Here is a 21,989-nt window from a genome sequence, read left to right on the forward strand (position 1 = left end):
GGCAGGGACCGTTCCCGGTACGGGCCGTCACCGCTCTCCACAGGGGGGCGGTGACGGCCCGTCGCGGGTTACGGGGCGGCCCACCGTGAGCGGCCTCCCCGTCAGCGTCCGCCCCCTACGCCACCAACTCCCGCGCGAACGGCGGCTCCGCGCCCGCCCGGGAGCAGGTGACGGCGGCCGCGCGGGCGGCGAAGCGCAGGATGTCGCGCCAGTCGTCGTCGCCGAGCGCGGTGACGGCGGCGTACGAGAGGGCGTCGTGGGCGTCCAGGCGGTGCAGCAACGCGGCGTTGACCGTGTCACCGGCACCGATGGTGTCGACGACCTCGACCCGCTCGCCGGGGACCGTCAGCTCACCGCCGCCCCGCGTCAGCACCGTCATACCGGCCCCGCCACGGGTGAGAACGATCGCCGCGGGCCCCGCGCCCAGCCATTCCTTCGCCGCCGCGGTGACCGCGTCCCACCCGCCGCCCGCCGCGGCACCGGCCCCCGCCAGCCACAGGGCGTCCTCCTCCGACATCTTCAGGAGGGCGAGGTCGGGGAGCCAGGTGCGAAAGCGGGCCCGGTAGGCGTCCGGGTCGGCGATCAGACCGGCCCGGATATTCGGGTCCAGCGCCGTGAACACCCCGCGCCGGGCCTCGCGGTGCAGCAGCGCCTCATAGGCGCTCGCCCCCGGTTCCAGCACGAGCGAGCAGGTGCCCAGGGACAGCGCACGGACCGCGGCGGGCAGCTCCGGCGGCAGGGCGAAGAGCCGGTCGGCGGTGCCGTCGGCATAGAAGCCGTAGCCCGCCGACCCGTCCGGGCTGATGTCGGCCACGGCGAGGGTGGTCGGCTCACTGCCGCGCTGCACCAGCGAGGTGTCCACGCCGCTGCTGTGCAGCCCGTGCAGCAGCGCCGCACCGAAGGCGTCGGTGGAGACCCGGGAGCAGAACGCGGCGGGTGACCCCAGCCGCCCCAGCGCGACCGCGGTGTTGTACGGGCCGCCGCCGCGCTGCGGCTGCAGCGCCGGAAGCCGGCCGTCCGGGGTGGCGGCGTCCCGCTCGCCCCGGTGGCTCGGGGAGGGTTCCTGCGGACTGGGGACGAGGTCGATCAGTGCCTCGCCGGCGACGACGATCACGGGGTGCGGTTCCTTTCCTGGGCGGCCGGGGGCACGGCCGGAGCGGGTTCGGCGCAGCCGCACGACGTACGGTGCACAAAGGCGCAGGGGAGGCGGACGGTGCGCGGCGGCCGGTCCGGCTGCTCCAGCCGCTCCAGCAGCAGCCGGACCGCCGCCGCCCCGATCTCCTTGCTGGGCTGGGCGATCACGGTCAGCCGGGGCGTGAACAGATCGGCCCACGAGAAGTCGTCGAAACAGGCCAGCGCGATATCGCGGGGCACCTCCAGGCCCAGCTCGCGCAGCGCCCGGAGCGCGCCGATGGTCATCGCGTTGTTGGCGGTGACGAGCGCGGTGGGCGGATCTGCCGCGGCGAGCAGCTGCCGGGTGGCGTCATGGGCGCCCGCCGCCTCGGAGTGGCCGCCGGCGAGGAGTTCGGGGGCGAACGGCAGCCCGCGGGCGCGCAGTCCCTCACGGTAGCCCTGGACGCGCTCGGTGGTCGTGCTCAGCCCGGGGAGGCCGGCCACCAGACCGATCCGGGTGTGCCCCAAGTCAGCCAGATGCTCGACCAGTTGACGCACCGGACCGGTGCTTTCGGCGCACACCTGGTCGTGGTCGTCGCCCACCAGCCGGTCCAGGAAGACCGTGGGCACCTCGCGCCGGGCCAGATACTCCACCATCTCGGCGGGCTCCGCGGACGGCGCGACGATCATGCCGTCCACCCGCCGCTCGTGAAGCAGCTGGACGACCTTGCGCTCGTGGCGCGGGTCGTCGTGCGGATCGGCGAGCAGCAGGCTGTAGCCGGCTTCCAGGGCGCCGGCCTCGACGCCCTGGAGGATCTCGGTGAAGTACGGATTGCTGATCGCCGAGACCGCCAGGCCGATCGAGCGGGTGCGGGCGGTGACCAGGGAGCGGGCCAGGGTGTTGTGGGTGTAGCCGAGCGCGTCGATGGCGCCGAGTACCGCGGTACGGGTGTCCGGACGCACCGGCCGCGTCCCGTTCAGCACATGCGAGACCGTGGCGACGGACACCCCCGCACGCCGCGCCACATCCGCCATCGTCGTCATCCGGCTCTTCCTTCCCGCGCGGGGCGCCACGGCGGCGCCCCGGGCCGCGCTGGCACGGCCACTCGTCCCGCGAAGCCCCCACACTACGAGGCTCCGCCCCAAACGTAAACGCTTGCGTAAGCGTTTACGTCCTGCGGCCTCCGCACTGCCCGACCCCGCCCCGGTCCCGGCCACGCCGCGCTGCTGCCCGTGCCGCCCCTCCCGCTGCTCCGACGCCCGGCCCGGCCGGAAGCGGAAGGGTCTGTGCCGGTATCGTCGTCAGCCGCCAGCCACTGACGCCGTCCCCTCTGGAGCAGCCATGAGCCAGTCCCCCGCCCGCCGCACCGTGCTGCGGGGGGCCGCGCTCGCCGGTGCCGCCGGCTGCGGACTGACCGCCTGCTCGCCGGGGGACTCGGGCGCGAACGCCTCGGCGGTGCCCGACCGGCCGGTCGAACTCGGGGCCGCGGCCGAGGTGCCGGTCGGCGGCGCCAAGCTCTACCGCGAGGACCGTCTCGTGGTGTCGCAGCCCGCCAAGGGCACGTACAAGTGCTTCAGCGCCAAGTGCACCCACGCCGGCTGCATCCTGTCGGAGGTCGACAAGAAGGAGGGCAGCTGCCCCTGCCACGGCAGCCGCTTCGACGTCACCACCGGCAAGGTCCTCCAGGGGCCGGCGGCCGACCCGCTGCCCGAGGTGCCGGTCAAGGCCAAGGACGGCAAGCTGATCGCGGGCTGAGGCAGCGGCCCGCCGGCCCCCGGCCGCGGGGGCTCACCCCCAGTCCCAGGCGATGCCCAGTATCCCGGGCCGTACCCCCTGCTCCACGAGGTGCACGGCGCGGTGCCGTCCGCTGAGCGTCAGTTCTTGCTGACCGCTGCGCGGAGCGCCCGGCGAGGTCTGGGCGAAGCGGCGGCAGCGCACCGGCAGCGCCGCCTCGTCGAACCGGACCTGGAGCACGTACTGGCCGCCGGCGAAGCTGAAGCCGCGCAGGTACTCGGCGCTCGGGCCGCCGCTGCCGTCCTCGAAGACGTAGCCGAAGACATGGGTGTCACCGGCCCGCAGCCGGGTGTCGAAGAGCAGCTCGGCGACCACCACGCCCGCCTCGGTGCTCCCGCGCACCCGGCCCAGCCGGCAGTTCTCCGCGGCCCGCACCCGGACGCGGGCGGGATCGCAGCCCGCATCGCCCCGGTGGATGGCGACATAGCGGTCCACCCCGTCCCGGTGGGCGCGCACCACCTGGAGCGACTCCCGTTCCAGGAGCCGGCGCTCGGGCCCGATGCGGACCCGCTCGTGATGGCCCACGGTGTGCAGACCGCCGTCCGCGGGAGCCTCCAGCTCGGTGAACAGCTGCCGCAGTGCCTCGGCGGGCGCCACAAGGGAGCGGTACGTGCGGGCGGCCGGCCGCTCGGCCTCCGGGTGGCCGCCGCCCTCCGGCACCAGCAGCCGGTGCAGCGAGTGCGCGGGTAGCTCCAGGACCTCCTCCAGGGCGCGCACCGCCCGCAGCGACTCGGGGCGCTGCGGACGCCGGGCGCCCTGCTGCCAGTAACTCAGGCTGGTCACCCCGATGGTGATGCCGCGCTCGGCGAGCTTGTGCTGGACGCGGGTGAGGGCGAGCCCGCGCTCGGTGAGTGCGGAGCGCAGCGCGAGATGGAACGGGCCGGTGCGCAGCAGCTGGGCCAGCTCGGCCGACCGGGGGGTGTCCTGTGCCATTGCCTCAATCCTCCGGCGTGAACGTTCACATCCGGATCGCTCGCTGCGCGCCGTACGGCCTGGTCACTGCAGCAAGCCGGGCACCGGCCGTTCACATCCGGGCCCGTCCGTCCACACCCCTATGTCACCTCGCATTGAAGCGTGTTGACCTGCCTGCGACAACACCCGATGCTGCTCAACAGCATCCGGATGCGCTCCTCTCACCCCCCTCACCCCCTTTTCGGGAGGAACGCCATGACTCGTGCACCCCACGCACGTGTTTCCCGCCGCAGATGGCTGTCGGCCGCGGCGCTCACCGCCGCCGCACTGACCGCGCTCACGGGCACGACCCCAGCCTCTGCCACCCCCCTCACACCCCCGGCGCACGCCCTCACCGCCCGTAGTACGGCCGCCTCCCTGCGCGCCGCCAACAGCCTGGGCATCGCCATGCAGGCCCAGGAGAACACCAACTGGTGCTGGGCGGGCTCCGGCAACACCATCGCGGCCTGGTACGGCAGGAACTACAGCCAGAACCAGTTCTGCAACGCCGCCTTCCACCGCCAGCAGGGGACCTCCTGCCCCAACGACCAGGCCACCCTGGGCAATGTGCAGGACGCCTTCGCCTGGATGGGCATCAACTCCGGTTCCTACGTGAGCGGTTGGCTCGGCTACGGCACCGTGCAGAGCGAGATCGACGCCGGCCGTCCGATGGAGACCCGCATCCAGTGGTCCTCCGGCGGTGGCCACATGCATGTGCTCTACGGCTATGACACGGAACGCAACTGGGTCTACTGGGGTGATCCCTGGGCGACCAATAATCGCTACAACTGGGGCGATTTCAACTACTACGTGAACGGCAGCTCCTTCTCCTGGACACACTCCCTCTACCGGATAGGAGCCTGAGGCCATGACGAAGCGCACCGCCGTCCGCACCGCCCTCCGCGCCGTCGCCACCGGGACGGTCGCGACCGCCCTCATGGGCCTCGCCCCGCACTCCGCACTGGCCGCAGCCGTCCCCGCGCCCCAGGCCCCGGCCCGCGCGAGCCTCACCGCCGCCCGTGCGGCGGCCACCGCTCCCGCGACCCTGCACACCCTCGCCCGGTTCTTCGCCGCCGAGCGGCAGCGCGGCGGCGCCGCCGCGACCGGGGCCGCGCAGTCCGCCGCCCCGCGCATCGAGGGCGGCACCGTCCCCGTGTACGGCCTGTCACCGGACTTCGTCCGCGGCCGGCCGGCGGCCCCGGTCGCCCGGCTGGAGTTCCTCGCCACCAAGGCGGTGGCCGCCGACGGCCGTACGGCCTCGGTGTGGACCGCCGCGCAGGGCGGCTCCTGGAAGGTCGTCAATATCGCCGGCGGCGACGACGAGACCCGTTACGCCGCGGCCGGGGCCGCCCGGGCACAGGGCGGCACGGTCTTCCACGAGCCGCAGATAGACGCCTGGTACGTCCAGCGCGGCGACCGGATCGAGCCCCTGGACGCCGACGCCCGCAAGGCCGTCGGCGCGCACGGCACCACCGTCGCCGCCTACCGCACGCGGGTGGCGAAGGCCTACGGGGACAAGCTCCCCGGGTCCGCGTACGACCGGCGTGGGGAGGCCGGCGGCTACGGGCCGCCCGCCGCCGGGAAGCGTCCCCGGAAGGCGCCCGTCGAGGCCGGGGCGCTCACGGGCGACTCCTTCCCGGTGACCGCGGCCTCGACCGTGGCGGCCGCCGCCGCCCTGCTCGCCCTGGGGCTGTCCGCCACCGCGGCACTGCGCCGCCGGCACAGCCACTGAGCAGGCCGTCTCCCCGCTGCCGGACGGAGGGCGGCGGCGGGGGGACGGAGCGCGGAGCGCGGGACGGCCCGCGTGCACCGGGCGCACGGCGGCGGCGCCTGATCCGCACTTCGCGCGGGGGCATCCCGGCCGCCCTCCGGGCCCCGTACGGGCATTGACCAGCCGTCAGGCCCCTGACACGCCTTCCCGTGAGGGACGCCCTGTGCCGTCCCTCCCGATGGGCGGCCGCCGGTCTGCCGCGTCGCGCGCCCTTGCCCCGGACCGGCCGCGCGGCGCGGCTCGACCGGGCCGCGCCGCCCGCTGCCGACCGTCCGCCGCCGCCCTGCTCCACCCGGGTGCGCACCGCCCCCGCCCCGCCGTCACCGTGCCCGCGCCCGGCCCGCCGCAGGCCGGGGCCCGGCCTGCGGCGGCGTGCCGGCCGGACTCCGCCGGACCGACTGCGCCCGGCCGGCCGCGGGAGTGGTCGGGGCACCGTGAATGTCGGTGGCGGTCAGTAGGGTGGTGTGCATGGCAGACCCCAGCAGCTATCGACCCAAGCCGGGACAGATCCCCGACTCGCCGGGGGTCTATAAGTTCCGCGACGAGCACGGCCGAGTCATCTACGTCGGCAAGGCCAAGAGCCTGCGCCAGCGCCTGGCCAGCTACTTCCAGGACCTGGCCGGCCTCCATCCGCGTACCCGCACGATGGTCACCACCGCCGCCGCGGTGGAATGGACCGTCGTCTCCACCGAGGTCGAGGCGCTCCAGCTCGAATACACCTGGATCAAGGAGTTCGACCCCCGCTTCAACGTCAAGTACCGCGACGACAAGAGCTATCCGTATCTGGCGGTGACCCTCAACGAGGAGTTCCCCCGCGTCCAGGTCATGCGCGGTGCCAAGAAGAAGGGCGTGCGCTATTTCGGCCCCTACGGCCACGCCTGGGCCATCCGCGAGACCGTCGATCTGATGCTGCGGGTCTTCCCGGTGCGCACCTGCTCCGCCGGTGTCTTCAAGCGCTCCGCCCAGATCGGCCGCCCCTGCCTGCTCGGCTACATCGGCAAGTGCTCGGCCCCTTGCGTCGAGCGGATCTCCGCCGCGGACCACCGCGAACTCGCCGAGGAATTCTGCGACTTCATGGCCGGCCGCACCGGCGCCTACCTCCGCCGCCTGGAGCGGCAGATGCAGGAGGCCGCCGAGGAGATGGAGTACGAGCGCGCCGCCCGGCTGCGGGACGACATAGGGGCGCTCAAGCGGGCCATGGAGAAGAGCGCCGTGGTCCTCGCCGACGCCACCGACGCCGATCTGATCGCCGTCGCCGAGGACGAACTCGAAGCCGCCGTCCAGATCTTCCACGTCCGCGGCGGCCGGGTCCGCGGCCAGCGCGGCTGGGTCACCGACAAGGTCGAGGCCGTCACCACCGGCGATCTCGTCGAGCACGCCCTCCAGCAGCTGTACGGCGAGGAGCAGGGCGACGCCGTCCCCAAGGAGGTCCTGGTCCCGGCGCTGCCCGAGCCCGTCGAGCCGGTCGCACAGTGGCTCTCGCACCGCCGCGGCTCCCAGGTCTCGCTGCGGATCCCGCAGCGCGGCGACAAGAAGGACCTGATGGCCACGGTCGGCCGCAACGCCCAGCAGGCGCTGGCGCTGCACAAGACCAAGCGCGCCTCCGACCTGACCACCCGCTCCCGCGCGCTGGAGGAGATCGCCGAGGCGCTCGGCCTGGATTCGGTGCCGCTGCGCATCGAGTGCTTCGACATCTCCCACCTCCAGGGCGACGACGTCGTCGCCTCGATGGTGGTCTTCGAGGACGGCCTCGCCCGCAAGAGCGAGTACCGCCGCTTCCAGATCAAGGGCCGGGTGGGCGACGAGCAGGTCTGGCACGGCCAGGGCCAGGACGACGTCCGCTCCATGCACGAGGTCACGGCCCGCCGCTTCCGGCGCTATCTCCAGGAGAAGCAGCGGTCCGGCGAGTGGACGGAGGAGCCGGCCGAGGACGCCCCGGTGGAGGCCGACGCTCCCCTGGAGGCCGACGGCCCCATGGAGCCAGGCGCCGGCCGCCCCGTCGACGAGGACGGCCGCCCCAAGCGGTTCGCCTACCCGCCCCAGCTCGTGGTCGTCGACGGCGGCGCCCCGCAGGTCGCGGCCGCCCGCCGGGCCCTGGACGAGCTCGGCATCGACGATGTCGCCGTCTGCGGCCTGGCCAAGCGCCTCGAAGAGGTCTGGCTGCCCGGGGAGGACGACCCCGTCGTGCTGCCGCGCAGCAGCGAGGGCCTCTACCTCCTCCAGCGCGTCCGTGACGAGGCGCACCGCTTCGCCCTCAGGTATCAGCGCACCAAGCGCGGCAAGCGGCTGAAGGCCTCGCCACTGGACGCCGTCGCCGGGCTGGGCGACACCCGCCGCCAGGCCCTGCTCAAGCACTTCGGCTCGCTGAAGAAGCTGCGGGCCGCGACGGTCGACGAGATCTGCGAGGTCCCGGGCGTCGGCCGCAAGACCGCCGAGACGGTCGTTGCGGCGCTGGCCGGGGCGGCACCGTCCGCCCCCGCGGTGAACACCGCCACAGGAGAGATCATTGAGGATGACGGGGCCCCACCGGCCGCGTTGTCGGCAGAACGGGGGCAGGAACGATGAGTACACCGCACGAAGCGAAGGAACCGGAGAGAGACGGTGCAGAGGTGAACACGGGCACGACCGACCAGGGCGAGAGCGCCGCGATCCCCGAGTTGGTGATCATCTCCGGGATGTCCGGCGCCGGCCGCAGCACGGCCGCGAAGTGCCTGGAGGACCTCGGCTGGTTCGTCGTCGACAACATCCCGCCCGAGCTGATCGCGCCGATGGTCGAGCTGGGCGCCCGCTCGCAGGGCAATGTCGCCCGGATCGCGGTCGTCGTCGACGTCCGCGGCCGCCGGTTCTTCGCCAACCTCAAGGAATCGCTGGCCACCCTCGACGCGCAGAACGTCAAGCGCCGCATCGTCTTCCTGGAGTCCTCGGACGAGGCCCTGGTGCGCCGCTTCGAGTCGGTGCGCCGCCCGCACCCCCTCCAGGGCGACGGCCGGATCGTCGACGGCATCGCCGCCGAGCGCGATCTGCTGCGTGAGCTGCGCGGCGACGCCGACCTGGTCATCGACACCTCCAGCCTCAACGTCCATGAGCTGCGCGCCAAGATGGACGCCCAGTTCGCCGGCGAAGAGGTCCCCGAGCTGCGCGCCACGGTCATGTCCTTCGGCTTCAAGTACGGCCTGCCGGTCGACGCCGACATGGTCATCGACTGCCGCTTCATCCCCAACCCGCACTGGGTCCCCGAGCTGCGCCCCTTCACGGGCCTCAACGACGAGGTCTCCAGTTACGTCTTCAGCCAGCCCGGCTCCAAGGAGTTCCTGGACGGCTACGCCGAGCTGCTGCGGATCGTCGCGGAGGGCTACCGCCGGGAGGGCAAGCGCTATGTGACCATCGCCGTGGGCTGCACGGGCGGCAAGCACCGCAGCGTCGCGATGTCCGAGAAGCTCGCCCGCCGTCTGGTCTCCGAAGGGGTGGAAACGGTCGTCGTCCACCGGGACATGGGGCGCGAGTGAGCGGGCGCACTCCCCGGCTGCGCCGGGTCCGCCGCTTCGTGCCCAGCGGGCGGACGACGAAGGGCGCCACCCCCAAGGTGGTCGCGCTCGGCGGCGGCATGGGCCTGTCCGCCTCGCTGGCCGCGCTGCGCCGTATCACCGGTGATCTGACCGCCGTGGTCACGGTCGCCGACGACGGCGGCTCCAGCGGCCGCCTGCGCGACGAGCTGGGCGTCCTGCCGCCCGGCGATCTGCGCAAGGCGCTGGCCGCCCTCTGCGGCGACGACGACTGGGGCCAGACCTGGTCCCGGGTGATCCAGCACCGCTTCCAGAGCGAAGGGGAGCTCCACGACCACGCGGTCGGCAATCTGCTGATCGTCGCGCTGTGGGAGCAGCTCGGCGATCATGTCCAGGCGCTCGACCTGGTCGGCAAGCTGCTCGGCGCGCACGGCCGGGTGCTGCCGATGTCGGCGGTGCCCCTGGAGCTCCAGGCCCAGGTCAAGGGGCATGACGCGGACCGCCCGGACGAGATCTCCACGGTCCGCGGCCAGGCCACCGTCGCGCTCACCCGCGGCGAGGTGCAGTCCGTCCATGTGGTCCCCGAGGACCCGCCGGCCGTCCCCGAGGCGGTCGCCGCGGTGCGTGACGCCGACTGGGTGGTGCTCGGCCCCGGATCCTGGTTCTCCTCGGTGATCCCGCATCTGCTGGTGCCGGAGCTGCGCGAGGCCCTGGAGGAGACCAAGGCCCGAAAGGTCCTTTCGCTCAACCTTGCGCCCCAACCGGGCGAAACCGATGGCTTCTCCCCGCAGCGTCATTTGGAGGTTTTGGCCCGACACGCCCCTAAACTCGCCTTCGACGTGGTGCTGGCCGACAAGGCCGCCGTGCCCGACCTCGACGGCCTGACCACTGCTGCAAAGCAGCTGGTCGGCAGCGAGGTCGAGCTGGCGGCGGTCGCCGCACAAGGAGACGACGCCCGGTCGAGCGCCGGGGGAGCCCCCGACCGGCATGACCCGGAGCTGCTGGCAGCCGCGTACGACCGTATTTTTCGGATGCATGGAAGGATCGGCCCATGGCGATGACGGCAGCGGTGAAGGATGAAATCTCCCGGCTCCCCGTCACCCGGACCTGCTGCCGGAAGTCGGAGGTCTCGTCGATCCTGCGGTTCGCGGGCGGTCTGCATCTGGTCAGCGGACGCATCGTGATCGAGGCGGAGCTGGACACCGGCATTGCCGCCCGCCGGCTGCGCAAGGACATCCTGGAGATCTTCGGGCACAGCTCCGACCTGGTGGTGATGGCCCCCGGCGGGCTGCGGCGCGGCAGCCGCTATGTCGTCCGGGTCGTGGCCGGCGGCGATCAGCTGGCCCGGCAGACCGGCCTGGTGGACGGCCGCGGCCGCCCGATCCGCGGCCTGCCCCCACAGGTGGTCTCCGGCGCGACCTGCGACGCCGAGGCGGCCTGGCGCGGGGCCTTCCTGGCCCATGGCTCGCTGACCGAGCCCGGCCGCTCCTCGTCGCTGGAGGTCACCTGCCCCGGGCCCGAGGCGGCGCTCGCGCTGGTCGGTGCCGCCCGCCGGCTCGGCATCGGCGCCAAGGCCCGCGAGGTGCGCGGCGTGGACCGCGTCGTCGTCCGTGACGGTGATGCGATCGGCGCCCTGCTGACGCGGCTCGGGGCCCATGAGTCGGTGCTCGCGTGGGAGGAGCGGCGGATGCGCCGCGAGGTCCGCGCCACCGCCAACCGCCTGGCCAACTTCGACGACGCCAACCTCCGCCGCTCGGCGCGCGCCGCGGTCGCCGCGGGCGCCCGGGTCCAGCGCGCCCTGGAGATCCTCGGCGAGGAGGTCCCCGAGCACCTCGCCGCGGCCGGCCGGCTGCGCATGGAGCACAAGCAGGCCTCGCTGGAGGAGCTGGGCGCCCTCGCCGACCCGCCGCTCACCAAGGACGCCGTCGCCGGCCGGATCCGCCGCCTGCTGGCCATGGCCGACAAGCGGGCCCAGGACCTCGGCATCCCCGGCACGGAATCCAATCTCACCGAGGAGCTCGCCGAGGGCATGGTCGGCTGACGGCTCCCTGCTGCGTACGCCCCCGGCGGCTCTTCGCGGCCCTGGTGTCACCCCCGCATCGATGCTGGCGGGGGCGGCACTGACAGGCGCCGAAGGGCACGACCGGGGGCGCTCGTTTGAGGTATCGGAGGCCCGTTTGTCAATGTCACGTACGTCTCTTATTGGGGGTAGGGTCGGAGGCGGTCGGGGACAGCCCATACAGCTCGCCGGTGGCTCATCGGCGTACCTAACGAGGAGATCGGTTCGTGACGATCCGCGTAGGCATCAACGGATTCGGCCGCATTGGTCGCAACTACTTCCGCGCGCTCTTGGAGCAGGGCGCGGACATCGAGATCGTCGGTGTCAACGACCTGACCGACAACGCGACTCTGGTTCACCTGCTGAAGTACGACACCATCCTGGGTCGCCTCAAGCAGGACGTCAGCCACACCGACGACACCATCACGGTCGGCAACCAGACCTTCAAGACGATGGCCGAGCGCGACCCGGCCAACCTCCCCTGGGCGGAGCTGGGCGCCGACATCGTCATCGAGTCGACCGGCATCTTCACCAAGAAGGCCGACGCCGAGAAGCACATCCAGGCCGGCGCCAAGAAGGTCCTGATCTCCGCGCCCGCCAAGGACGAGGACATCACGATCGTGATGGGCGTCAACAACGACAAGTACGACGCGGCCAAGCACCACGTCATCTCCAACGCCTCCTGCACCACCAACTGTGTGGCGCCGATGGCGAAGGTTCTCGACGAGAACTTCGGCATCGTCAAGGGCCTGATGACCACGGTCCACGCGTACACCAACGACCAGCGGATCCTGGACTTCCCGCACAGCGACCTGCGCCGCGCCCGCGCCGCCGCGGAGAACATCATCCCGACCTCGACGGGTGCCGCCAAGGCCACCGCCCTGGTCCTCCCGCAGCTCAAGGGCAAGCTGGACGGCATCGCGATGCGCGTGCCCGTCCCCACCGGCTCGGTCACCGACCTGGTCCTGGAGCTGGACCGCGAGGTCACCCGGGACGAGATCAACACCGCCTTCCAGAAGGCCGCCGAGGGCCAGCTCAAGGGCATTCTTGAGTACACCGAGGACCCGATCGTCTCCTCGGACATCGTGAACTTCCCGGCCTCCTGCACCTTCGACTCGAAGCTGACGATGTCCCAGGGCAAGCAGGTCAAGGTCGTCGGCTGGTATGACAACGAGTGGGGCTACTCCAACCGCCTGGTGGACCTGACCACCTTCGTCGGCGGCCAGCTCTGATCTCTGGTTCACACCCGAGACACTGCGAGATGTGAGGACGGGGCTCGTACGACGCGAGGAAGCGTCGTGCGGGCCCCGTTCCGCGACCCACCGACCCATGTGATGGAGTCACTCCTCATGAAGACGATCGACGACCTTCAGGTAGCGGGCAAGCGCGTCTTTGTCCGCGCCGACCTGAACGTGCCGCTGGACGGCACCACCATCACCGACGACGGCCGGATCCGCGCCGTCGCCCCGACGATCGCCAAGCTCGTCGAGCGCGGCGCCAAGGTGATCGTCGCCTCCCACCTGGGCCGTCCCAAGGGCGCCCCGGACCCGGCCTTCTCGCTGGCCCCCGCGGCCGCGCGGCTGGGTGAAATCCTCGGCCAGGACGTGGCGTTCGCGACGGACACGGTCGGCGAGTCCGCCGCGTCCGTGACCGCCGGCCTGGCGGACGGCCAGGTCGCCGTGCTGGAGAACCTCCGCTTCAACGCGGGCGAGACCAGCAAGGACGACGCCGAGCGCGGCGCCTTCGCCGACCGGCTCGCCGCCCTGGCGGACCTGTACGTGGGCGACGGCTTCGGCGCCGTGCACCGCAAGCACGCCTCCGTCTACGACCTGCCGAAGCGCCTTCCGCACGCCGCCGGCGACCTGATCGCCACCGAGGTCGGCGTCCTGAAGAAGCTCACCGAGGACGTCAAGCGCCCCTACGTCGTCGCGCTCGGCGGCGCCAAGGTCTCCGACAAGCTCGCCGTCATCGACCAGCTGATCGAAAAGGCCGACCGCATCCTGGTCGGCGGCGGGATGGCCTACACCTTCCTCAAGGCCAAGGGCCACGAGGTCGGCATCTCGCTGCTCCAGGAAGACCAGGTCCCGGCCTGCCTGGAGTACCTGGCGCGGGCCGAGAAGCGCGGTGTGGAGTTCGTCCTCCCCGTCGATGTCCTGGTGGCGTCCGAGTTCCCGGACCTGAAGACCAGGGCCCCGGCCCACCCCGGGACCGTCGCCGCGGACGCCATCCCGGCCGACAAGGAGGGCCTGGACATCGGCCCGAAGACCCGCGAGCTGTACGCCGCGAAGCTCGCCGACGCGGGCACGGTCTTCTGGAACGGCCCGATGGGCGTCTTCGAGCACCCCGACTACGCGGGCGGCACCAAGGCCGTCGCGCAGGCCCTGCTGGACTCGGACGCCTTCACCGTCGTCGGCGGCGGTGACAGTGCCGCCGCGGTCCGGCTGCTGGGCTTCGACGAGAATGCTTTCGGCCATATCTCGACCGGCGGCGGCGCCAGCCTCGAATACCTCGAAGGCAAGACGCTCCCCGGCCTCGCCGCTCTGGAGGACTGAACATCGTGACTGACCGCACCCCGCTGATGGCGGGCAACTGGAAGATGAACCTCAACCACCTCGAGGCCATCGCCCACGTCCAGAAGCTCGCCTTCGCCCTCGCCGACAAGGACTTCGACGCCGTAGAGGTCGCGGTCCTGCCGCCCTTCACCGACCTGCGGTCGGTGCAGACGCTGGTCGACGGCGACAAGCTCAAGATCAAGTACGGCGCCCAGGACATCTCCGCGCACGACTCCGGTGCCTACACCGGTGAGATCTCCGGCCCGATGCTGGCCAAGCTCAAGTGCGCGTACGTGGCCATCGGCCACAGCGAGCGCCGCCAGTACCACGGCGAGAACGAAGAGATCTGCAACGCCAAGGTCAAGGCCGCCTTCAAGAACGGGATCACCCCGATCCTGTGCGTCGGCGAGGGCCTGGACGTGCGCAAGGCCGGCAACCAGGTCGCGCACACCCTCGCCCAGGTCGACGGCGGTCTGGCGGACATCCCGGCCGAGCAGGCCGAGACCATCGTGATCGCCTACGAGCCGGTGTGGGCCATCGGCACCGGCGAGGTCGCCACCCCCGAGGACGCGCAGGAGGTCTGCGGTGCCATCCGCGGCCGCCTCGCCGAGCTCTACAGCCAGGAGCTGGCCGACAAGGTCCGCATCCAGTACGGCGGCTCCGTCAAGTCCGGCAATGTCGCCGCGATCATGGCGCAGCCCGACGTCGACGGCGCGCTGATCGGTGGCGCGGCGCTGGACGCCGACGAATTCGTGAAGATCGTCCGCTTCCGCGACCAGTAGCCGCTATGACGAGGGGGAGCCCTCGTCGTACCCTGTCGGGGCCGGGACCGGTGCAGCAGCGCCGACCCCGGCCCCGCACCATATGTTCCACAGAGTTTGATCCATACGTCCGTCCGTCAGTCCTAGAGAGTTGGTCCAGCCGTGGTCATCGGGTTCTCGATCGCCCTCATCGTCTTCAGCCTGCTGCTGATGATGCTGGTGCTCATGCACAAGGGAAAGGGCGGCGGCCTGTCCGACATGTTCGGTGGCGGCATGCAGTCCTCGGTCGGTGGCTCCTCGGTCGCCGAGCGTAACCTCGACCGCATCACCATCGTGATCGGTCTGCTGTGGTTCGCCTGCATCGTCGTACTCGGCATCCTGATGAAGCTCGGCAACTGACAAGGCGTCGGAGACGCGGCCTATCATGAGGGGGGCGTCCTCGGACGGGTAACTCCAGCCACTGGACGCGCGTTGGGCCTTACGTAGACTGGGGCGTTCCGCAGCGCAGCTGCTGCGAGAGGCTGTGCAGCACCATTACGCAGGGAGTTACGACCGTGGCAAGTGGCAACGCGATCCGAGGAAGTCGGGTCGGGGCGGGGCCGATGGGGGAGGCCGAGCGCGGCGAGTCCGCGCCGCGCACCCGCATCTCCTTCTGGTGCTCCAATGGGCACGAGACGCAGCCCAGCTTCGCCGGCGATGCGCAGGTTCCGGACACCTGGGACTGCCCGCGCTGTGGTTTCCCGGCAGGCAAGGACCGGGACAGCCCGCCGGACCCGCCGCGCACCGAGCCGTACAAGACCCACCTCGCCTACGTCCGGGAGCGTCGCAGCGACGCCGATGGTGAGGCGATCCTCGCGGAGGCGCTCGCCAAGCTCCGCGGCGAGATCTGACGGAGCACCACACACCGGCCGGCCCGGCCGGAGGGGACAGCACCCTCCGGCCGGGCCGGCCGCGTAGGTGCGCCCTCGCGGGTCGGCCCCAACTCCGGGCGCAGGCGGGGCAGCGGTGCGGCGGTTGCCCGAGGGCGGCTGTCAGTGGTCGCCCGTACTGTTTTCCGTATGCGCACGAGGCGGACGGGGGCGGGAGGACGAGCAGGGTGCCGAGGCGCCGCTACCTGTTCTTCAGGCCGCCGACAGCGCCTCGTCCGGCGGTGGACAGATACCTCCTACCGCGGGCTGATCAATTAGGTTGGGAGACGGCGGGGCCGCTACGAGACGAAGAAGGCAGATGTCCGAGATGAACGCAGAAGGCCGCAGCAGGCTCGACCAGTTGCCCGAGTGGACCGCGCTGGGCAAGCACCGCGAGCAGCTGGGGAAGGTGCATCTGCGCGAGCTGTTCGAGCGGGATCCGGGGCGCGCCGAGCGCTACACCCTTCAGGTGGGCGATCTGCACCTGGACTACTCCAAGCACCTGGTCACCGACGAGACGCTGCGGCTGCTGGGCGAACTGGCCGCGGCGACCGGTGTGGCGGAGCTGCGGGATGCGATGTTCCGCGGTGAAAAGATCAACATCACCGAGCAGCGCTCCGTGCTGCACACCGCGCTGCGCGCGCCCGGCTCGGCGGTCATCAAGAGCGACGGGGAGAACGTCACCCCCGCGGTGCAGTCCGTCCTGACGAAGATGGGCACCTTCGCCGACCGGGTCCGCTCGGGCGACTGGAAGGGCCACACCGGCAAGCGCATCAAGACCGTCGTCAACATCGGTATCGGCGGCTCCGACCTGGGCCCGGCGATGGCGTTCGAGGCGCTGCGTGCCTACACCCACCGGGACATGCAGTTCCGCTTCGTCTCCAATGTGGACGGTGCCGATCTGCACGAGGCGGTCCGCGATCTGGACCCGGCCGAGACGCTGTTCATCATCGCCTCGAAGACCTTCACCACCATCGAGACCATCACCAATGCCACCTCGGCCCGCGACTGGCTGCTGAGCGGGCTGCGCGCCGGGGGAGAGGCCGTCGCCCAGCACTTCGTGGCGCTGTCGACCAACGCCGAGAAGGTGACGGAGTTCGGCATCAACCCGGACAACATGTTCGAGTTCTGGGACTGGGTCGGCGGCCGCTACTCCTTCGACTCCGCCATCGGGCTGTCGCTGATGGTCGCGATCGGGCATGAGCGGTTCCGCGAGATGCTGGCGGGCTTCCACCTCGTCGACGAGCACTTCTGCTCCGCGCCGCTCGACGAGAACGCCCCGCTGCTGCTGGGTCTGCTGGGCATCTGGTACGGCAACTTCTGGGACGCCCAGTCCCATGCCGTGCTGCCCTACAGCCACTACCTCTCCAAGTTCACCGCCTACCTCCAGCAGTTGGACATGGAGTCCAACGGCAAGTCGGTGGACCGCGACGGACACCGGGTCAACTGGCAGACCGGCCCCGTCGTCTGGGGCACGCCGGGCACGAACGGCCAGCACGCCTACTACCAGCTGCTCCATCAGGGCACCAAGCTGATCCCGGCCGACCTCCTGGGCTTCGCCGAGCCGGTCGCCGATCTGCAGCCCGGCCTGGTGCCCCAGCACGACCTGCTGATGGCCAACCTCTTCGCCCAGGGCCAGGCGCTGGCCTTCGGCAAGACGCCGGACGAGGTGCGCGCCGAGGGAGTGGCCGAGGAACTGGTCCCGCACAAGACCTTCCCGGGCAACCGCCCCACCACCACCATCCTGGCCAAGGAGCTCAGCCCCTCCGTGCTGGGCCAGTTGATCGCGCTCTATGAGCACAAGGTGTTCGTCCAGGGCGCGGTCTGGAACATCGACTCCTTCGACCAGTGGGGCGTGGAGCTGGGCAAGGTCCTGGCCAAGCGGGTCGAGCCGGCGCTGACCGATGGCGCCGAGGTGCCGGGGCTGGACGCCTCGACGGCCGGTCTGGTCGCCAAGTACCGCGCACTGCGCGGGCGTTGATCCGGACGGGTCCCGCCGGCGTGCTGCCGTGACGCCGAAGGCCCCGCACCCCTCCCAGGGGGTGCGGGGCCTTCGTGTTGCGGCCGGGTCGGACCGCTGAGGCCATACGACCGCTCAGGCCGAGGCCGGCGGATAGAGCCCGCGCGGCAGCTGTGCCGCCGCCGCCTCGTCCAGCAGCCACAGCGTCCGGCTGCGGCCGCGGGCACCGGCCGCCGGCGCCTGCACCTCGCCGGCGCCGGACAGGCCGATGGCCGCGGCGTTGGCCTTGTCCGCGCCCGCCGCCAGCAGCCAGACCTCCCGCGCCGCGCGGATCGCGGGCAGGGTCAGCGAGGTACGGGTCGGCGGCGGCTTCGGCGCACCGTGCACCCCGACCACCGTCCGCTCCTGCTCGTAGACGGCCGGCAGCTCCGGGAAGAGCGAGGCGACATGGGTGTCCGGGCCGACGCCCAGCAGCAGCACGTCGAAGGACGGCACCGGCCCGTGGTCCTCGGGTCCCGCGGCGGCGGCGAGTGCGGTCGCGTACGCCTCGGCGGCGGCGTCGGCGTCATTGCCGTACGGGCCGTCCGACGGGGGCATCGGATGCACCCGGGCCGGATTCAGCGGGACGCTGTCCAGCAGCACCTCCCGGGCCTGGGTGTAGTTGCGCTCCGGATCGCCGTCCGGCGCGAACCGCTCGTCGCCCCACCACAGATCGAGCCGGGTCCAGTCCACCGCGTCCCGCGCGGGCGCCTCGGCCACGGCTGCGAGCAGCCCGTTGCCGTTGCGCCCGCCGGTCAGCACCACGGACGCGGAGCCGCGGGCGGCCTGGGCATCCACGATCTTGGTGATCAGCCGGGCCGCCGCCGCCTTCGCCATCAGCTCCTTGTCGCGGTGGACGACAACCTGCGGAGCACTCACTTGGCGGCTGCCTTCCTGGCGGGCGCCTTCTTCCCCGCAGGCTTGGCCGCAGCGCTTCCGGCAGCCGCCGGATCCCCGGCCGCCGGCGAGGGGTCCTTGCCCTCACCGAGCCGGTCCACGCCGTACTTGAGCGCGGCGGCGTAGATGTCGTCCGGGTCGAGCCGGCGCAGCTCCTCGGCGAGCAGCTCCGAGGTGTCCCGCCGCTTGAGCGCCACCGCACGGTCCGGCTGGTGCGGCATGCAGAGCGTGGCCAGCGAGCCGTCCGGGCGGTCCAGCACGATCGAGCCGATGCTGGATTCCATGCGTACGGCGGTCAGGCCGGGGCCGCCGGACACCTTGCGGGTGACCGGAACCTTCAGCCGGTCGGCCAGCCACATGGCGAGCAGCTCGCAGCTGGGGTTGAACTCCTCGCCCTCGACCTCGGCCGAGCTGACCGTGCACGGGGCCTGGTCGAGCGCCGCCGCCAGCATCGAGCGCCACGGCGTGATCCGCGTCCAGGACAGATCCGTGTCGCCCGGCGTGTAGGTCTCCGCGCGGGCGGACAGCTCCCGGACGGGCTGCTCGGCGGCGTAGGCGTCGGTGACCCGGCGCTGGGCCAGCGCACCGAGCGGATCCTTGGCGGGGTCCAGCGGGGCGTTCACCGCCCACCAGACCACGACCGGGGCATCCGGCAGCAGCAGCGGCAGCACCACGGACTGGGCGTGGTCGATGACCTCGCCGTAGAGCCGGAGTATGACCGTTTCGCCGGTGCCGGCGTCCGTGCCGACCCGCACCTCGGCATCCAGGCGGGCCTTGGCGCGGTCGCGCGGCGACCGGCTGACCCGCTTGATGACGACGAGGGTGCGCGAGGGGTGCTCACGCGACGCCTCGTTGGCCGCCTTGAGGGCGTCGTAGGCGTTCTCCTCGTCGGTGACGATGACGAGGGTGAGCACCATGCCGATGGCGGGCGTGCCGACGGCGCGACGGCCCTGGACCAGTGCCTTGTTGATCTTGCTGGACGTGGTTTCCGTCAGATCGATCTTCATGGCCGGCGCCAGCTCCGTCCGTCTCGTGCGAGCATTTCGTCCGCCTCGGTGGGACCCCAGGTGCCCGCCGGATACTGCGCGGGCTTGCCGTGCTTCTCCCAGTACACCTCGATCGGGTCGAGGATCCGCCAGGACTGTTCGACCTCCTCCAGCCGCGGGAAGAGGTTGGCGTCACCCAGCAGCACGTCCAGGATCAGCCGCTCGTACGCCTCGGGGCTGGACTCCGTGAAGGACTCGCCGTACGCGAAGTCCATCGAGACGTCCCGCACCTCCATCGAGGTGCCGGGCACCTTCGAGCCGAACCGCACGGTCACGCCCTCGTCCGGCTGCACCCGGATGACCAGGGCGTTCTGCCCCAGCTCCTCGGTGGCGGTGTGGTCGAAGGGGGAGTGCGGGGCGCGCTGGAAGACCACCGCGATCTCGGTGACCCGGCGGCCCAGGCGCTTGCCGGTGCGCAGATAGAAGGGGACGCCCGCCCAGCGGCGGTTGTCGATCTGCAGCTTGATGGCGGCGTAGGTGTCGGTCTTCGACTTGGGGTCGATGCCGTCTTCTTCGAGGTAGCCGACGGCCTTCTCGCCGCCCTGCCAGCCCGCCGCGTACTGCCCCCGGACGGTCTCCTTGCCGAGATCCTTGGGGATCTTGACCGCACCCAGCACCTTGGTCTTCTCCGCGACCAGCGCATCTGCTTCGAAGGAGGACGGCTCCTCCATCGCGGTCAGCGCGAGCAGCTGGAGGAGGTGGTTCTGGATGACGTCCCGGGCGGCGCCGATGCCGTCGTAGTAGCCGGCCCGGCCGCCGATGCCGATGTCCTCGGCCATGGTGATCTGGACGTGGTCGACATAGCTGCGGTTCCACAGCGGCTCGAACATCGTGTTGGCGAACCGCAGCGCCAGGATGTTCTGGACCGTTTCCTTGCCCAGGTAGTGGTCGATCCGGAAGACCTCGTTGGTCGGGAAGACCTCGTGGACGATCCGGTTGAGCTCCTGGGCGCTCTCCAGGTTGTGCCCGAAGGGCTTCTCGATGACGGCGCGGCGCCAGGAGCCCTCCTTCTGGTCGGCCAGCCCGTGCTTCTTCAGCTGCTGGACGACCTTGGGGAAGAACTTCGGCGGCACCGAGAGGTAGAAGGCGAAGTTGCCGCCGGTGCCCTGGGCCTTGTCGAGTTCGCTTATCGTCTCCTTGAGCGTCTCGAAGGCCTCGTCGTCGTCGAAGGTGCCCTGGACGAAGCGGCATCCCTGGACCAGCTGCTGCCAGACCTCCTCGCGGAACGGCGTACGGGAGTGCTGCTTGACCGCCTCGTACACCTCCTGCGCGAAGTCCTCGTGCTCCCACTCACGACGGGCGAACCCGATGAGCGAGAAACCCGGCGGGAGCAGGCCGCGGTTGGCCAGGTCGTAGACGGCAGGCATCAGCTTTTTACGGGACAAATCGCCCGTGACACCGAAGATGACCAGGCCCGACGGCCCCGCGATACGCGGGAGCCGTCGGTCGGCGGGGTCACGAAGCGGGTTGGCTCCGCGTGCATCGGACAAGGGAGATCAGCCCTCCGAGGGAGCGAGGCGCTTGAGCTCCGCCTCCGTGGACTTGAGCAGGTCGATCCAGGAGGCCTCGAACTTCTCCACGCCCTCGTCCTCCAGGACCTGCACGACATCGTCGTACGAGATCCCGAGCTTCGCGATCGCATCGAGGTCGGCCTTGGCCGCGTCGTAGCGGCCGCGGACGGTGTCACCGGTGATCTCACCGCGGGCGGCGGTGGCCTCCAGGGTGGCCTCCGGCATGGTGTTGACCGTGCCCGGGGCGACCAGCTCGTCCACGTACAGCGTGTCCTTGAAGGCCGGGTCCTTGACGCCGGTCGAGGCCCACAGCGGACGCTGCTTGTGGGCGCCGGCCTTGTCGAGAGCGGCCCAGCGCTCCGAGGAGAAGACCTCCTCGTAGGCCTGGTAGGCCAGCCGGGCGTTGGCCAGCGCGGCCTTGCCCTTGAGGGCCTTGGCCTCGTCCGAGCCCTGCTTCTCCAGGCGCTTGTCGATCTCGGTGTCCACACGGGAGACGAAGAACGACGCCACCGAACGGATCAGGGACAGGTCCAGACCCGCGGCCTTGGCCTTCTCCAGGCCCGCGAGGTAGGCGTCCATGACCTCGCGGTACCGCTCCAGCGAGAAGATCAGCGTGACGTTGACGCTGATGCCCAGGCCGATGACCTCGGTGATCGCCGGGAGGCCCGCCTTGGTGGCCGGGATCTTGATCAGCGTGTTCGGCCGGTCCACCAGCCACGCCAGCTGCTTGGCCTCGGCGATGGTCGGCACGGTCTTGTGCGCCAGACGGGGGTCGACCTCGATGGAGACCCGGCCGTCCTGGCCGCCGGTGGCGTCGAAGACCGGCCGCAGGATGTCGGCGGCGTCGCGGACGTCCGCCGTCGTGATCATGCGGATGGCTTCCTCGACGGTGACCTTGCGGGCGGCGAGGTCGGTGACCTGCTGCTGGTAGCCGTCGCCCGCGGAGATCGCCTTCTGGAAGATCGACGGATTCGTCGTGACACCGACGACATGCTGCTGGTCGATCAGCTCTGCGAGGTTGCCGGACGTGATGCGCTTGCGCGACAGGTCGTCCAGCCAGATCGCGACGCCTTCGTCGGAGAGGCGCTTGAGTGCGTCTGTCATGGGTTCTGCATCTCCTACT

General features: G+C 71.4%; 20 protein-coding genes. 13 read left to right on the forward strand and 7 right to left on the reverse strand.

Annotated features, from left to right (window positions below):
• Nucleotides 1-115 precede the first annotated feature (115 nt).
• Together CPH93_RS26490 and CPH93_RS26495 are read right to left on the reverse strand one after the other, a co-directional pair.
• The gene (locus CPH93_RS26490; RefSeq protein WP_096214280.1) at nt 116-1,114 is read right to left on the reverse strand and encodes a carbohydrate kinase family protein; all 999 of its coding nucleotides are present in this window, start codon (nt 1,112-1,114) and stop codon (nt 116-118) included.
• A complete protein-coding gene (locus CPH93_RS26495) occupies nt 1,111-2,157 on the reverse strand; it encodes a LacI family DNA-binding transcriptional regulator (RefSeq protein WP_093482620.1) in 1,047 nt (348 codons plus the stop codon). Before CPH93_RS26495 ends, CPH93_RS26490 begins: the two co-directional genes overlap by 4 nt.
• Before the next feature lie 298 nt (nt 2,158-2,455).
• Between CPH93_RS26495 and CPH93_RS26500 the strand changes: the two genes are divergently transcribed.
• Nucleotides 2,456-2,869, forward strand: coding sequence for a Rieske (2Fe-2S) protein (locus CPH93_RS26500; RefSeq protein ID WP_093482619.1), 414 nt, complete (start codon nt 2,456-2,458; stop codon nt 2,867-2,869).
• Nucleotides 2,870-2,902: 33 nt separating this feature from the next.
• Here CPH93_RS26500 and CPH93_RS26505 read toward each other — a convergent pair whose 3' ends face one another.
• Nucleotides 2,903-3,841: a hypothetical protein gene (locus CPH93_RS26505; protein WP_096214281.1), complete on the reverse strand. Its 939-nt coding sequence runs from the start codon at nt 3,839-3,841 to the stop codon at nt 2,903-2,905.
• 234 nt (nt 3,842-4,075) lie between these two features.
• Between CPH93_RS26505 and CPH93_RS26510 the strand changes: the two genes are divergently transcribed.
• The 12 genes from CPH93_RS26510 (at nt 4,076) to pgi (ending at nt 17,394) form a co-directional block, all read left to right on the forward strand.
• The gene (locus tag CPH93_RS26510; protein ID WP_093482617.1) at nt 4,076-4,723 is read left to right on the forward strand and encodes a papain-like cysteine protease family protein; all 648 of its coding nucleotides are present in this window, start codon (nt 4,076-4,078) and stop codon (nt 4,721-4,723) included.
• A gap of 4 nt (nt 4,724-4,727) precedes the next feature.
• Nucleotides 4,728-5,591, forward strand: a complete 864-nt coding sequence (locus tag CPH93_RS26515; protein ID WP_096214282.1) for a hypothetical protein — start codon at nt 4,728-4,730, stop codon at nt 5,589-5,591.
• Between the two features lie 507 nt (nt 5,592-6,098).
• Nucleotides 6,099-8,195, forward strand: a complete 2,097-nt coding sequence (uvrC, locus tag CPH93_RS26520) for an excinuclease ABC subunit UvrC (protein WP_093482615.1) — start codon at nt 6,099-6,101, stop codon at nt 8,193-8,195.
• A complete protein-coding gene (gene rapZ, locus CPH93_RS26525; RefSeq protein ID WP_078568763.1) occupies nt 8,192-9,136 on the forward strand; it encodes an RNase adapter RapZ in 945 nt (314 codons plus the stop codon). The genes uvrC and rapZ overlap by 4 nt, the downstream gene beginning before the upstream one ends.
• Complete coding sequence (locus tag CPH93_RS26530; RefSeq protein ID WP_093482614.1) at nt 9,133-10,194, forward strand: gluconeogenesis factor YvcK family protein; 1,062 nt, start codon at nt 9,133-9,135, stop codon at nt 10,192-10,194. Before rapZ ends, CPH93_RS26530 begins: the two co-directional genes overlap by 4 nt.
• Complete coding sequence (gene whiA / locus CPH93_RS26535) at nt 10,185-11,174, forward strand: DNA-binding protein WhiA (protein ID WP_018091880.1); 990 nt, start codon at nt 10,185-10,187, stop codon at nt 11,172-11,174. The genes CPH93_RS26530 and whiA overlap by 10 nt, the downstream gene beginning before the upstream one ends.
• 245 nt (nt 11,175-11,419) lie before the next feature.
• Nucleotides 11,420-12,424: a type I glyceraldehyde-3-phosphate dehydrogenase gene (gap, locus tag CPH93_RS26540; RefSeq protein ID WP_093482613.1), complete on the forward strand. Its 1,005-nt coding sequence runs from the start codon at nt 11,420-11,422 to the stop codon at nt 12,422-12,424.
• A gap of 117 nt (nt 12,425-12,541) precedes the next feature.
• On the forward strand, nt 12,542-13,744 hold the full coding sequence (locus CPH93_RS26545) for a phosphoglycerate kinase (protein ID WP_096215604.1): 1,203 nt from the start codon (nt 12,542-12,544) through the stop codon (nt 13,742-13,744).
• A gap of 5 nt (nt 13,745-13,749) precedes the next feature.
• On the forward strand, nt 13,750-14,526 hold the full coding sequence (gene tpiA, locus CPH93_RS26550; RefSeq protein ID WP_093482612.1) for a triose-phosphate isomerase: 777 nt from the start codon (nt 13,750-13,752) through the stop codon (nt 14,524-14,526).
• A gap of 141 nt (nt 14,527-14,667) precedes the next feature.
• The gene (secG, locus tag CPH93_RS26555; RefSeq protein WP_006606295.1) at nt 14,668-14,904 is read left to right on the forward strand and encodes a preprotein translocase subunit SecG; all 237 of its coding nucleotides are present in this window, start codon (nt 14,668-14,670) and stop codon (nt 14,902-14,904) included.
• A 155-nt stretch (nt 14,905-15,059) separates the two neighbouring features.
• Nucleotides 15,060-15,395 (forward strand): RNA polymerase-binding protein RbpA, encoded by a 336-nt coding sequence (locus CPH93_RS26560; RefSeq protein WP_006606296.1) that lies wholly within the window; start codon nt 15,060-15,062, stop codon nt 15,393-15,395.
• A 346-nt stretch (nt 15,396-15,741) separates the two neighbouring features.
• The gene (gene pgi, locus CPH93_RS26565) at nt 15,742-17,394 is read left to right on the forward strand and encodes a glucose-6-phosphate isomerase (protein ID WP_093488565.1); all 1,653 of its coding nucleotides are present in this window, start codon (nt 15,742-15,744) and stop codon (nt 17,392-17,394) included.
• Between the two features lie 114 nt (nt 17,395-17,508).
• Here pgi and pgl read toward each other — a convergent pair whose 3' ends face one another.
• Genes pgl through tal form a run of 4 tightly spaced genes read right to left on the reverse strand, consistent with a single transcriptional unit; the run spans nt 17,509 to nt 21,970 of the window.
• Nucleotides 17,509-18,291, reverse strand: coding sequence for a 6-phosphogluconolactonase (gene pgl, locus CPH93_RS26570; protein WP_093482611.1), 783 nt, complete (start codon nt 18,289-18,291; stop codon nt 17,509-17,511).
• Nucleotides 18,288-19,316, reverse strand: coding sequence for a glucose-6-phosphate dehydrogenase assembly protein OpcA (opcA, locus tag CPH93_RS26575; protein ID WP_093482610.1), 1,029 nt, complete (start codon nt 19,314-19,316; stop codon nt 18,288-18,290). The genes pgl and opcA overlap by 4 nt, the downstream gene beginning before the upstream one ends.
• Nucleotides 19,313-20,845, reverse strand: a complete 1,533-nt coding sequence (gene zwf / locus CPH93_RS26580; RefSeq protein WP_093482609.1) for a glucose-6-phosphate dehydrogenase — start codon at nt 20,843-20,845, stop codon at nt 19,313-19,315. Before zwf ends, opcA begins: the two co-directional genes overlap by 4 nt.
• Before the next feature lie 6 nt (nt 20,846-20,851).
• Entirely contained in the window at nt 20,852-21,970 is a 1,119-nt protein-coding gene (gene tal, locus CPH93_RS26585; RefSeq protein WP_093482608.1) for a transaldolase, read from the reverse strand.
• Nucleotides 21,971-21,989: the final 19 nt, after the last annotated feature.

The sequence above is a fragment of the Streptomyces sp. 2323.1 genome (assembly GCF_900221035.1).
GTDB lineage: Bacteria > Actinomycetota > Actinomycetes > Streptomycetales > Streptomycetaceae > Streptomyces > Streptomyces sioyaensis.